Source organism: Hungatella sp. (genome assembly GCF_046966825.1).
Genome location: NZ_JBKVCZ010000027.1, coordinates 15634 through 27873, shown reverse-complemented (window position 1 = coordinate 27873; position 12240 = coordinate 15634). Strand labels below are relative to the sequence as shown.

Here is a 12240-nt window from a genome sequence, read left to right as displayed (position 1 = left end):
GCAACTGGAAGGTCTATTTTATGTAATAGAAAAGAGCTTTGTTAATGTTGCACAGACTGGGAGGAACTGGACGATGAAACAGGAAAATAATCTGACGGAGGGAAATGTGTTCCGGGTTCTGCTGGAATTTTCGATTCCGTTTGTGATTGCAAATGTGATTCAGGCGCTGTATGGGGCCGTGGATCTGCTTGTGATCGGCAAATACTGTACGCCGGAGAGCGTCGCCGCGGTTTCCACGGGAACGCAGGTGACACAGATCATCACCAGCATGATTACGGGACTTACGCTCGGCGGAACCATCATGGTGGGAAAGTATACGGGGATGAATGCGAAGGAGGAGGTGAGGAAGACCATCGGGACGACGCTGTCCATATTCGGGGCGGCGGCGGTCGTACTGACGGTCCTGATGCTCTTCTTTACTCCGGCTGTCTTAAGGCTGTTAAAAACGCCTGAGGAGTCGTTTGAACTGGCAAAGCTGTATGTGATCATATGCAGCTGCGGAATCCTCTTTATCTGCGGCTATAACGCCATCAGCGCGATCCTGCGGGGATACGGGGACTCCAAACGGCCCATGATGTTTATCGCCCTGGCCTGCGTGTTAAACATCGTGGGCGACGTGGTGCTCACGGGCATCCTCGGCATGGGGGTGGCGGGAGTCGCCATTGCCACCATCGGTTCCCAGGCGGTCAGCATGATCTGTGCGATCTGGTACTTAAACCGGAATCAGTTTATCTTCACCTTTCGGTTTGCCAATCTGAAAATTGACCGGGATAAGGCGCTGGAGCTGGCAAAGGTGGGGATTCCCATCTCCCTGCAGGAATGCATGGTGCGGCTTTCCTTCCTCTATCTGACCAGCGTGACGAACCGGCTGGGCGTCTATGCGGCGGCGGCCGTGGGCGTGGCAAGCAAGTATGATGTGTTTGCCATGCTGCCGGCCACCTCCATCGCCAACGCGCTGGCGGCCATCACCGCTCAAAATTACGGGGCGGGTAAGCCGGAGCGGGCAAAGCGTTCCCTTACGGCAGGGCTTGCCTTTGCCGTGGCGGCTTCCGCAGTGTTCTGGCTGTGGGCCCAAGTGTCCCCTCAGACCATGATCGGGATTTTCTCAGATAATCAGGATATCATAGCGGCGGGAATTCCGTTTTTTACATCGTGCAGCTATGACTATCTGGCAGTCAGCTTCGTGTTCTGTTTAAATGGCTATTTAAATGGCAGGTCGAAGACCATTTTCACCATGATCAGCTGCTGCTTCGGAGCCCTGGCTCTGCGTATGCCCCTGATCTGGCTGGTCTACAGCCGCTGGCCGGATAATCTGTTCCGCATCGGAACCATCGCCCCGTTGGTGTCCGGATTTATGGCCTGTTATACACTTATTTACGTAATTTATGGCTTTTGGAAGGAGAGAAACGCAGGAAGGGTTTCCAAAACCGGTTAAGCGGAATATATTACTAGAAAAAGCAAAGACAGATGACTATGTTTCATATCCTGGTTTTAGTCCTGGCTCTCTGCATGGACACTTTTGTGGCCAGCATGGCCTATGGCGCAAATAAAGTGCATATTACGTGGGAAAAAATCGTTGTCATGAATGCAATCTGCAGCGGTTGTCTGGGGATTGCGCTGGTGGCGGGAAGTGTACTGGACGGTCTGGTTCCGGAGAGCATGACCCGGATGGTGTGTTTTATCAGCCTTTTCCTTCTCGGCGTGGTAAAGCTTCTCGATTATACCATTAAGAAATACATTAACAGGCATGTAAGCCTGCATAAGGGAATTACATTTTCTTTCTCCGGCCTTCGTATCATTGTCAATATCTACGGAGATCCCATGGCGGCGGACTGGGACCATTCCCAGTCGCTGTCATGGAAGGAGGTTCTGTTTCTGTCCTTCGCCATGTCGATCGACAGCCTGATTGCGGGGGCCCTCTCCGCATTTCTGGAAATACCGGTGGGACTGACGATGGGGACGGCACTCATCATGGGAATCGTGATGATGTATGCGGGCCTTTTTTTAGGAAAAAAGCTGGCTTCCCGCTGCAAATGCGACCTCTCCTGGATCAGCGGCGTCCTGTTCATGATTCTGGCCGTGACAAAAAGCCTTTCATGAGTTATACTATGAGCACCTGGTGGTGGTTCCGAATGGTCAGGTGACAGGAGATAAGAGAAATGAAGATAACAGTACCACATTATTACAGCCGGTTTCAGTGCGTGGCGGGCGAATGTCCGGATACGTGTTGTGCCGGCTGGCAGATTATGATCGATGACGCATCGTTAAAAAAATACAGGAAAAGAAGAGATCCCTTCGGCAGCCGGCTGAAGAATTCCATTGACTGGGAGAATTCTGCGTTCCGGCAGTATGACGGGCGTTGTGCATTTTTAGATGAAAATAATCTCTGCGACATCTATTCGGAGGCGGGCCCTTCCATGCTCTGCCGGACGTGCCGGGCGTATCCCAGGCATATCGAGGAGTTTGAGGGGGTGAGGGAGATATCTCTGTCGCTGTCGTGTCCGGAGGCTGCAAAGCTGATTCTGGACTGTGAGGAGCCGGTGCGGTTCCTGAGCAAAGAGACGGAGAAGGAGGAGACTTACCCTTATTTTGATTTCTTTCTTTATACGAAGCTCATGGACTGCAGAGATTTCATCATTTCCACGCTGCAGAACCGGGAGCTGGACTGGAACCTGCGCACGGGAATCGTGCTGGGACTGGCTCATGACTTACAGCGCAGAATCGTGAATGACCGTCTGTATGAGACGGATTCCCTGCTGGAGCGTTACGGAAGGAAGGGGGCTGTCGGGAAGCTGGCTTCCAGGCTTTTGACGTATCAGATTGACGGAGAGAGCCGTTTTGACGGGATGAAAGAACTGTTCGGCTTCTTTGATGAGCTGGAGGTGTTAAATGCCGGCTGGCCGGACTATATCGGGCGGATCAGGAAGGTTCTGTACGGAGCAGGGGAAAGTGCGTATGAGGCGCAGAGACAGGAATTTTATGAATTCCTAGAGGTGTCGGAGAAGCGGCGTAAGACATGGGAGCGGTGGTCTGAGCAGCTGATGGTCTACTTTGTGTTTACCTGGTTCTGCGGTGCGGAATACGATGAACGCCCCTATGAGAAGATGAAGCTGGCCGTGGTGAGTACGCTCCTGATCCGTGAGACGGCGCAGGCCCTGTGGAAAGAGCAGGGCGGCGTACTGGATAAGAACGTGTTTTTTGAGGCCGCGCGCCGCTATTCAAGAGAGGTGGAACACTCTGATCTAAATCTGGAACGCCTGGAGACCCTGTTCCGTGAGAAGAAGGTCTGCGGCCTGGACCGGCTGCTTACGCTGGTCATGGGGTAGAATTAAAAGAAATGGCAGAGCAGAACCGGAAGAAACGGCGCCAGCAGGAAGTTGGCAACCTTGATATCGGTTATTTTAAGCATATTGAAGCCGATGGCCATAATGATCAGGGAGCCAACGCACGTCATTTCATTGACGACAGGGGGCGTTAAGAACGCGGATACGGCGCCGGTGGACAGCGTCAGCGCCGCCTCGTAGAGAAGTACCGGGACGGAGGCCAGGGCGGCTCCGGGCCCCAGGGCGGCGGCCATGACCATGGTGGACACGAAATCGATTAAGGACTTGGCATAGAGAATCTCATGATTGCCGGACAGTCCGCTCTGGAGGGAGCCGACGATCGCCATGGCTCCTACACAGACGAAGATCGTACAGCTGACGAAGCTCTCCGCAAAGGTGCTGTCCGAGGAACCGCGGATGAGTCTGGACTGAAGACAGTATCCGGCCCGGGTCAGCTGGCGGTCGATGTTGATGAGTTCTCCAAACAGCGTTCCGATCACCATGGAGAGAATGGCAATGATGACCTGCTCCCCCTTTAACGCGCCGCTTATTCCCACGAATACGACGCAGAGGCCCAGGCCCTGGGTCAGCGTGCGGTCGAGCCGCTCCGGGATTCCTTTCTTTAACGCACTTCCGGCGAGTCCGCCGGCGAGCACCGCGGCTCCATTGATCAGGGCACCATTGAGTATCATATCGTTTCACAATTTCCTTTCCTGTTTCGGACTGTCTGCCGTCCGTTTTATTCATTAGTATAGCAGAAAGCCCGGGGAAAGGAAACTGGAAACGAAATTGTTTTGCGTTTTACAACCATACACGACTGTGATAGAATAAAAGAAAAAAAACAACCGGAGGTACAAAAACATGTCATTGGAAGGCAAGATGAAGAGTGGCCGCCTATACTGCGAATTCGGCCACGAGCTGGAAGAGAACAAGGCATATGAGCAGAAAATCCAATACCAGCGCGTGCATTGTAAGGAGCTGGTCTATGATTATAATCAGACAAGACCGTCGAATGTAAAGGAAAAACGGAGGATTTTAGACGAACTCCTGGCGGAAGCGGGAGAGGAAATCTGGATTGAATCCCCCGCCTTTTTTTCGTACGGATGCAATACGCATATCGGTCATCACTTTTATTCCAATTTTAATATGTGTGTCGTCGATGACTGTGAAGTATTTATCGGCAACTACGTGATGTTTGGACCGAATGTGACGCTTACGGTCACGGGACATCCTGTCTGGGGAGAGTACCGCCGCAAGGGCGCTCAGTTTTCCCTGCCTATCCACATCGGGGACGATGTATGGGTCGGATCGAATACGATTATTCTGCCCGGTGTGACGATCGGAAACGATGTGGTGATCGGAGCCGGCAGCGTGGTAACCCACGACATTCCTTCCCATTCGGTGGCCTTCGGGACGCCGTGCAGAGTGGTGCGGGAGATTACGGAGGAAGACCGGCTGTCTTACCGGAAGGGCTGTCCGGTTAATGAAGACTGGGACAGAGACTAGAGGCTGAAAAAACAGATTTAAGTTACAAAAAAACCGCTGAAAAGTCATAAAATGACAAAATGGTTACATATTAAAAAAAATAACTGGAAAAGTCTGTCATAAAAATGTAATATATCGTAATGATAAAGAAATTGAAAGATATTGGTTGTTTTACTATAATGAAGATAGAAAATAACTGGAGCATTTTTATGAGGAGGGATTTGTTATGAAAGGAAAGCGGTTAGGGTTTATTATGACACTGGTCCTGATCATGGCGCTGGCCATGCCGGCATGGGCCGCAGATACGAAGATTGATTCGGTGAAGCTGGACTTCTCGTACTCGGGGGAGGAACCGAAGTCCGGCAATGAGATCGGCCGAATTCACGTGAAGGCGCCGGATGGACAGCCATTTACCGTTGAATACGCGGAGTATTCAAACGAAGGCGACGTCTGGGTAGTCGGCGACCGGCCGCTGGTTCATGTAGAACTGACGGCGAAGAGCGGATACCGTTTCAGTTCCACATCGAAGAGCAGATTTACGTTAAACGGATGCAGCGCCGTCTATAAGAAGGCCAGAATCTACGACGACGGGACACAGATGGAGCTGGAGGTGTATTTAAAGAGAATCGGCGGAACCTTAAGCAGCGTTCAGAACCTGGAGTGGGGCGGAAACGTGGCTTACTGGGATCCATTGGAAGGTTCGAAGGAATACGAGGTCCGTCTTTACCGCGACGAGAAATCGGTAGTGACCGTCAAGACAACAGACAGCAGCTATAATTTCGCAAACAATATGGACCGTGAGGGTTCCTACACCTTCCGTGTCCGCGCCATTGCAAGCTATAATTCCAGAGCAGGCGAGTGGTCCGACTATTCGGAGGATTACTACATTGACGAGGATGAGGTCTGGTACTACGGCGGAAACGGAGCATGGCAGCAGAATGCCAGAGGCTGGTGGTACGCATATTCAGGCGGCGGATATCCGAGAAGCTGCTGGAAGCTGATAGACAATGCATGGTATTATTTCGACGGCGATGGATATATGACGACAGGCTGGAGGCGGATCGACGGCAATAACTACTATCTGGGACCTGACGGCAAGATGCGCACCGGATGGCAGCAGATCGACGGGGCGTGGTACTACCTGGACGGAAGCGGCGTGAGAACGACGGACTGGCAGTATGTAAACGGACGCTGGTACTACATGAATTCCAGCGGCGTGATGCAGGTCGGATGGCAGAGAATCAACGGCGACTGGTATTATCTGGATGGAAGCGGAGCCATGATGACGGGCTGGCAGTATATTAACGGAGCCTGGTACTATATGGACGGAAGCGGCGTGATGTACGCGGGACGCTGGACTCCGGATGGAAGATATGTGGATTATAATGGAGTCTGGGTACAGCAGTGATGCAGATAAATGGGTACAGTGGAGCTTTCCACCGTACCCATTTTTGACTCTTTTTTAAGCTCAGATTGTGGTTAAATAAAATTCGCAAATACCGATGCGAACAACACCGTGCAAAGCCCGGACACGGCGATGGCGAGGCTGCTCATGGCTCCTTCGATCTCGCCCATTTCCATGGCTTTTGTGGTGCCGATGGCGTGGGAGGCAGAACCGATGGCAATACCCTTTGCGACAGGTTCTGTGATGTGGAAGAGACGGCAGACGGTCTCCGCGATGATGTTGCCGATGATTCCCGTGATGATAATGCAGGCCACGGTGATCGTGACAATGCCGCCCATCTCCTCGGATACGCCCATGCCGATGGCGGTGGTGATGGACTTGGGAAGAAAGGTGACATACTGTTCGTGAGTCAGCTGGAAGAGGAGCGCAAGGACCAGAACCGTCGCCATCGTGGTCAGAACACCGGTCACGGTTCCCGCCAGAATGGCCCTGGCGTGCTTTTTCAGCAGGCTTAGCTGCTGATAGAGCGGGACGGCCAGACAGACGGTGGCCGGAGTCAGCAGATAGCTTAAGTATCTGGCGCTTACATTATAGCTTTCATAGTCTATGTGGAAAACGGATAAAAATATCATGACTGCGATAATGGATATCAACAGTGGATTAAAAATCGGAAGTCTGAACTTCGCCTTGAGAAAAAGGCCCAGTTCATATCCCATGATGCTTACAGCTGCTCCAAAAAACAAAAACTCTTTTATCATCTCATTCATGTTCCGGTACCTTCTTCTTTTTGTCAGATCTTATAAAAAACTGCGTAATTTTCCCAGAGACGACCATAACTACCACTGTGGAGACCATGGTGATGACCAGAAAAGGGATGAGGATCGGCCGGAGCAGTCCCCAGGAATCGAGAAGTCCCACCGCGGCAGGTATGAACATCAGCGGCATAATGTCGATTAAGAAGTAACTGGCTTCCTGGACGCTGTCCAGAGGTATGAGCTTCGTCTGAAGCCCCGCGAGCATAATAAGCAGCCCGTAGATGCTGGCTGGAACTGGCAGAGGAATAAAGTAGTGAAGCGCTTCCCCAATCAGGGAAATTATCAGGATGATACTGAATTGTTTGATGAATTTCATGTCTTTTGCCTCCCTTTATGTATCATTCATTTAACTACGGTTTATCCTAAACTCAAATAAGCCGCTTGTCAAATATTTTTTCAACTGTTATAATACCCATTACACCGAAAAAAAACAGATTCATACCGAAAGGAGCTTATAAATCATGATAGAAGCGGAGTTTGGAATTCTTTATTTTCTGCAGTCCATCCATACGCCATGGCTGGATGTGGTGATGAAAAATATTACCCATCTGGGGGACAGCGGAATTTTCTGGATTCTTACGGGACTGGTGCTGTTCTGTTTTAAAAAGACGAGGAGGATGGGATTCTGCGTTCTTTTATCCCTGGCAGGCGGTTTACTGATCGGCAATATTCTCTTAAAAAATTTGGTGGCGAGAGAACGGCCGTGCTGGATCGATCCGGCCGTACAGCTGTTGATCGAAAATCCGGGGGACTTTTCCTTCCCTTCCGGCCATACCATGGCCTCCTTTGAGGCGGCTGTGAGCATCTTACTCTATAACCGGCGCTGGGGAGCGGCGGCGCTTGTTCTCGCGGCACTCATTGCATTTTCCAGGCTGTATCTCTTCGTTCATTTTCCGTCGGACGTTCTGACCGGACTTGTGCTGGGAGTCGTGATCGCGCTGGCAGTCCATAAGGGCGTGGAATGGATGGTAAGACAAAAGAAAGAAAAGAATGCAGACGCCAAATGAAAAAATATTTGCATTTTCCGTATTCTGTGATATACTGAGTTCGTTACAAATTACAAATCAATATTAGCAGAGTAGGTTTGTGTGCGTTAAGTGCTGGTTGAACAGGGAGTTGTCAGCCGGACGAAAAGATTTCTCTTGCGGTACACGAATCGCATCCCGCTGCATCAGAAGATGATACGTTTATTATCTTCGGTTGTAGTAAGAGGTCTGCAAAGGAGGTATTTTTTTATGAAAAAATTCGTCACTTTGTTCACCGATTCTTACAAAGAACTGAAATCTGTAAGGACCATCACCACCGCGGCTATGCTCGCGGCCATCGCCATCATTCTGGGCATGTTTTCCATCAATGTAGGCAGTACCATCCGAATCGGCTTTTCCGGCATTCCAAACGGCGTATGCGCCTATTTATTCGGACCCGTGGTAGGCGGAATCTTCGCCGGAGGTCTGGATGTGCTGAAGTATCTGCTCAAGCCTGCCGGACCATTTTTCCCGGGGCTTACGGCTGTCGTCATACTGGCGGGCGTGCTCTATGGCTGCTTCTACTATAAGAAGCCCATCACCTTCTGGAGGGTGCTGTTAGCCAAGTTTGTAGTGATGCTGATCTGCAACGTGATCTTAAACACCCTGTGTCTGTCCGTCCTGTACGGCAAGGGCTTTATGGTGATACTGCCGGCCAGAGTGATCAAGAACCTGATTATGTGGCCCATTGATTCCATGATCTTTTACAGTGTTTTGAAGGCATTAAACCTGCTTGGGATTTTAAAGGCGGTCCGTACGAATTTCGCGTAATTTCAACGGCTGCTCCCGGCAGCGGATTCTGATAAAAAGTTCCAGGCCGCCTGACGGATGAGCTCCATCTTCCGCCGGGTGGCCTCGTTGCTGTATGGGACCCGGTCGATGAGCGTATCGATGGTGCCGCGCCCGGCCACAATACGGCGGCTTTCCGGAAAGTTTAAGTCATAGATATAGCCGAGGTAGGAGATCCACATATCCATGTGCGTCACACGGTCGGCGTTTTTAATGGGACAGCGGTTTAAGAAGGACGTGAGGATATGGTCGGAGATGGCCTCCGCGCCCAGCTCTTCGGCCTCGACATCCAGCATCGCGTGGATGGAGTCCTGCTCCTTTACCCGGAAATTATCGAGTTTATCGGCATCCCGGATGAGCATGGAATGCAGGCGTTCCTTTCCGGTGAGGGAGTCATCCATCAGGTAGAGTCCATGATTCTTTATGGCTGTATAGATGATGGAATCGTAGCTGCGTTCCGGAATGAAGCTGCGGATCAGATGATCCTCGAACAGAATCGAGAGGCTTAACTCCGCGTGAGGAACGATGGAATCGTCAAAGCTGTCGTATTTCTTCAGCTGTTCAAAGCGGCCGATGTCGTGGAGAAGCGCAATGTGCAGGGCCAGGGCGGTGTCCTCGTCGGAGAGGCCAAGGCCTTTGGAGATCAGCCGGGCGGCGTCTGTTACGCCGTAGGTATGTACGATTTTCAGCCGGATTTTCTCGTTTTTCGTGTCATACTGCTTTAAATATCCAGCAAATATTTTTTTTGCCTGTGTAAAATCCATAGACAGAACCCTTCTTTCATACTATAATCTTAAGTGTCTGCATTATACTACGAATCGCAGACGATGGCAACTTGTAAAGGAAGAGATGAGAATGAGCAAAAGGCAGATCAAAGCCATATTTTTTGATATAGACGGGACTCTGCGTGATTTCGAGACGAAGAGGATTCCGGAAAGCACAAAAGAGGCGCTGCGGAAGGCGAGGGAGGCAGGAATCCTGCTGTTCATCGCTACCGGGCGCCATAAGCTTGAGATCGAGGAGGAGAACCTCCTGGAGGACATGGAATTTGACGGATACGTCACGCTAAACGGGCAGTACTGTTACTGCGGCGACAACGTTGTATACGACGATCCCATTGACGGCGCGGAAGTCGCCGCCATGTTGACGCTTATCGGGAAAGATCCGTTTCCCTGCCTTTTCATGGAGGATGACCGCATGTATATCAACATGGTGGACGACGTCGTGGAGAAGGCTCAGGCGGGAATCGGGACAAGAATTCCGCCCGTTATGGATGTGAGGCGTGCGTCAGAGCATCCGATCTACCAGATCGTGCCCTATATCGGCAGGGCGCGGGAGGAAGAGATCCGGCGCGCGGTTCCCGGATGTGAGATCATCCGGTGGCACGATGAATACGCCGTGGATGTAATTCCGCGGGGCGGAAGCAAATGCATCGGAATCGAGAAGATGGCGGCTCATTTCGGCCTGTCGCTGGAGGAGACTGCGGCGGTCGGCGACGGAGCAAACGATGTTTCCATGGTGGAGATGGCCGGTCTCGGCATCGCCATGGGCAATGGAAAGGCTGCGGTGAAAGCCGTGGCGGATTATATTACGGATTCGATAGAAACGGATGGCCTTTTAAAGGCTGTCTTCTATATATTAGAGAATAATCATCAGGAGGAATGAAACATGAGTGAAACAAACTGTACTCATAATTGTAATACCTGTGGGGAGAGCTGCAGCAGCAGACAGACGGAGCAGACCAGCTTTCTGGAGCCGTTAAACCCTGCAAGTACGGTTAAGAAGGTAATCGGTGTGGTAAGCGGAAAGGGCGGCGTTGGTAAATCGCTGGTCACCACTATGATGGCGGTCCGCATGAACGCAAAAAATTATAAGACGGCAATTCTTGACGCGGATATTACCGGACCTTCGATTCCGAAGGCATTTGGCCTGGGAGATGACGGCGTCGGCATGACACCGACGGGACTCATGATCCCGGCGACCACTTCCATGGGCATCGAAGTGATGTCGGCCAACTTAATTCTCGATCATGAGACCGATCCCGTAATCTGGAGAGGACCTGTGATCGCCGGAGCGGTTAAGCAGTTCTGGCAGGAGGCCCTGTGGGAAGATATCGACTATATGTTCGTGGATATGCCTCCGGGAACCGGCGATGTTCCGCTTACGGTATTCCAGTCTCTGCCGGTAGACGGCATCATCATTGTCACATCGCCTCAGGAGCTCGTGTCCATGATCGTGACAAAGGCTGTAAACATGGCGAAAAAGATGAACATTCCGATTCTTGGTCTGGTGGAGAATATGAGCTACTTATCATGTCCGGACTGCGGAAAGAAGATTTCCGTATTTGGAGAGAGCCGGATCGACGAAGTGGCTAAGGAGAATGAAATCCCTGTTCTCGCCAAGATCCCGATTGAACCCAAGATTGCCAAAGCTGTTGATGAAGGCGCCGTGGAGTATTTGGAAGCACCGTGGCTGGACGAGGCGGTTAAAGCCGTGGAGTCCATATAATATGCGTTTCGTGACAGCTTAAGGATAGGACAGCGAGGTAGAAATATGAATATCAATATGAACCCCAACAGCGAACTGCACCAGTCCATCGTTAATGTGCCGAATCTGGTACAGGTTCCGGACCCGCTTATAAAGCAGGCGTACCAGTTCCAGGAAGCGATGATGATGTATACCTGTGCGATCAGGGAGATTAAGACGAAGCTGGAGGTATTAAACGACGAACTGTCCGTACGCAATTCCAGGAATCCCATCGAGATGGTGAAATCCAGAGTGAAGAAGCCCTTGAGCATTGTGGAGAAACTGCAGCGGAGAGGACTTCCCGTAACGATGGAATCCATGATGGAGAATCTCGACGATGTAGCGGGAATCCGTGTCATCTGTTCTTTTTTAGATGATATCTACGCCGTAGCCGACATGCTGACCCGTCAGGATGACGTGCATATCATCGCCATCAAGGACTATATCCGCCATCCGAAGGAGAATGGATACCGGAGCTATCACATGATCGTGGAGATTCCCGTCTTCTTTTCCGACCGGAAGAAGTGGATGCGGGTGGAGGTTCAGATCAGAACCATCGCCATGGATTTCTGGGCCAGCCTGGATCATCAACTGAAATATAAGAAAGAGGTTGGTGACAGCTCGGAGGAAATCAGCGCAGAACTGCGGGAGTGTGCGGAGGTCATCGCACAGACGGATGAACGGATGCTGAAGATCCGGCTGAAGATAGAATCAGAGGGAATTACTGTCACTAAATAGTAAAGCGAATCAGAGGAAGTTCATTCTATGAAAATAAGAAGCTGATGCCTTAGATCCGGTAATACCGGAGGGCGTCAGCTTCTTATTTTATATCAATTCTTACTTTCACAGAATATTTTCACAGGATATGAGCG

At 51.0% G+C, this 12240-nt stretch carries 14 protein-coding genes and 1 riboswitch; of the genes, 10 read left to right on the top strand and 4 right to left on the bottom strand.

The annotated features are described in order from the left end of the window. Nucleotides 1-73: 73 nt before the first annotated feature. The 3 genes from ACLTD4_RS10970 to fliB are packed head-to-tail and all read left to right on the top strand — an operon-like array spanning nucleotide 74 to nucleotide 3326. Nucleotides 74-1435: an MATE family efflux transporter gene (locus ACLTD4_RS10970; protein WP_055652903.1), complete on the top strand. Its 1362-nt coding sequence runs from the start codon at nucleotides 74-76 to the stop codon at nucleotides 1433-1435. A gap of 38 nt (nucleotides 1436-1473) precedes the next feature. Further along, a complete protein-coding gene (locus ACLTD4_RS10965) occupies nucleotides 1474-2100 on the top strand; it encodes a manganese efflux pump MntP family protein (protein ID WP_055652902.1) in 627 nt (208 codons plus the stop codon). A gap of 59 nt (nucleotides 2101-2159) precedes the next feature. Continuing rightward, nucleotides 2160-3326 carry a flagellin lysine-N-methylase gene (gene fliB, locus ACLTD4_RS10960; RefSeq protein WP_117620601.1) on the top strand — a complete coding sequence of 389 codons (1167 nt, stop codon included), beginning with the start codon at nucleotides 2160-2162 and terminating at the stop codon, nucleotides 3324-3326. A gap of 2 nt (nucleotides 3327-3328) precedes the next feature. Here fliB and ACLTD4_RS10955 read toward each other — a convergent pair whose 3' ends face one another. Further along, nucleotides 3329-4015 carry a DUF554 domain-containing protein gene (locus ACLTD4_RS10955; RefSeq protein WP_117620602.1) on the bottom strand — a complete coding sequence of 229 codons (687 nt, stop codon included), beginning with the start codon at nucleotides 4013-4015 and terminating at the stop codon, nucleotides 3329-3331. A gap of 169 nt (nucleotides 4016-4184) precedes the next feature. Between ACLTD4_RS10955 and ACLTD4_RS10950 the strand changes: the two genes are divergently transcribed. Together ACLTD4_RS10950 and ACLTD4_RS10945 are read left to right on the top strand one after the other, a co-directional pair. After that, nucleotides 4185-4829 carry a sugar O-acetyltransferase gene (locus tag ACLTD4_RS10950; RefSeq protein WP_117620603.1) on the top strand — a complete coding sequence of 215 codons (645 nt, stop codon included), beginning with the start codon at nucleotides 4185-4187 and terminating at the stop codon, nucleotides 4827-4829. 205 nt (nucleotides 4830-5034) lie between these two features. Next, on the top strand, nucleotides 5035-6216 hold the full coding sequence (locus ACLTD4_RS10945) for an N-acetylmuramoyl-L-alanine amidase family protein (RefSeq protein WP_055652899.1): 1182 nt from the start codon (nucleotides 5035-5037) through the stop codon (nucleotides 6214-6216). A 71-nt stretch (nucleotides 6217-6287) separates the two neighbouring features. Here the strand turns inward: ACLTD4_RS10945 and ACLTD4_RS10940 are convergent, their stop codons facing one another. Then, nucleotides 6288-6980: an LrgB family protein gene (locus tag ACLTD4_RS10940; RefSeq protein WP_002603884.1), complete on the bottom strand. Its 693-nt coding sequence runs from the start codon at nucleotides 6978-6980 to the stop codon at nucleotides 6288-6290. Next, nucleotides 6973-7344 (bottom strand): CidA/LrgA family protein, encoded by a 372-nt coding sequence (locus ACLTD4_RS10935; protein ID WP_002603885.1) that lies wholly within the window; start codon nucleotides 7342-7344, stop codon nucleotides 6973-6975. Before ACLTD4_RS10935 ends, ACLTD4_RS10940 begins: the two co-directional genes overlap by 8 nt. 145 nt (nucleotides 7345-7489) lie before the next feature. Between ACLTD4_RS10935 and ACLTD4_RS10930 the strand changes: the two genes are divergently transcribed. Together ACLTD4_RS10930 and ACLTD4_RS10925 are read left to right on the top strand one after the other, a co-directional pair. Next, entirely contained in the window at nucleotides 7490-8035 is a 546-nt protein-coding gene (locus ACLTD4_RS10930; protein ID WP_117620604.1) for a phosphatase PAP2 family protein, read from the top strand. Between the two features lie 65 nt (nucleotides 8036-8100). Next, nucleotides 8101-8199: riboswitch (THF riboswitch) on the top strand. Between the two features lie 64 nt (nucleotides 8200-8263). Beyond that, nucleotides 8264-8824 carry a folate family ECF transporter S component gene (locus ACLTD4_RS10925; protein ID WP_055652897.1) on the top strand — a complete coding sequence of 187 codons (561 nt, stop codon included), beginning with the start codon at nucleotides 8264-8266 and terminating at the stop codon, nucleotides 8822-8824. Between the two features lie 2 nt (nucleotides 8825-8826). Here the strand turns inward: ACLTD4_RS10925 and ACLTD4_RS10920 are convergent, their stop codons facing one another. Next, nucleotides 8827-9606: an HD domain-containing protein gene (locus tag ACLTD4_RS10920; RefSeq protein WP_412331310.1), complete on the bottom strand. Its 780-nt coding sequence runs from the start codon at nucleotides 9604-9606 to the stop codon at nucleotides 8827-8829. A 91-nt stretch (nucleotides 9607-9697) separates the two neighbouring features. Here ACLTD4_RS10920 and ACLTD4_RS10915 point away from each other — a divergent pair, with 91 nt between their 5' ends. The 3 genes from ACLTD4_RS10915 to ACLTD4_RS10905 are packed head-to-tail and all read left to right on the top strand — an operon-like array spanning nucleotide 9698 to nucleotide 12106. Further along, the gene (locus ACLTD4_RS10915; RefSeq protein WP_117620606.1) at nucleotides 9698-10507 is read left to right on the top strand and encodes a Cof-type HAD-IIB family hydrolase; all 810 of its coding nucleotides are present in this window, start codon (nucleotides 9698-9700) and stop codon (nucleotides 10505-10507) included. Nucleotides 10508-10510: 3 nt separating this feature from the next. Continuing rightward, nucleotides 10511-11350, top strand: coding sequence for an Mrp/NBP35 family ATP-binding protein (locus ACLTD4_RS10910; protein WP_055652894.1), 840 nt, complete (start codon nucleotides 10511-10513; stop codon nucleotides 11348-11350). Nucleotides 11351-11395: 45 nt separating this feature from the next. Then, nucleotides 11396-12106: a GTP pyrophosphokinase family protein gene (locus ACLTD4_RS10905; RefSeq protein WP_055652893.1), complete on the top strand. Its 711-nt coding sequence runs from the start codon at nucleotides 11396-11398 to the stop codon at nucleotides 12104-12106. Nucleotides 12107-12240 lie beyond the last annotated feature (134 nt).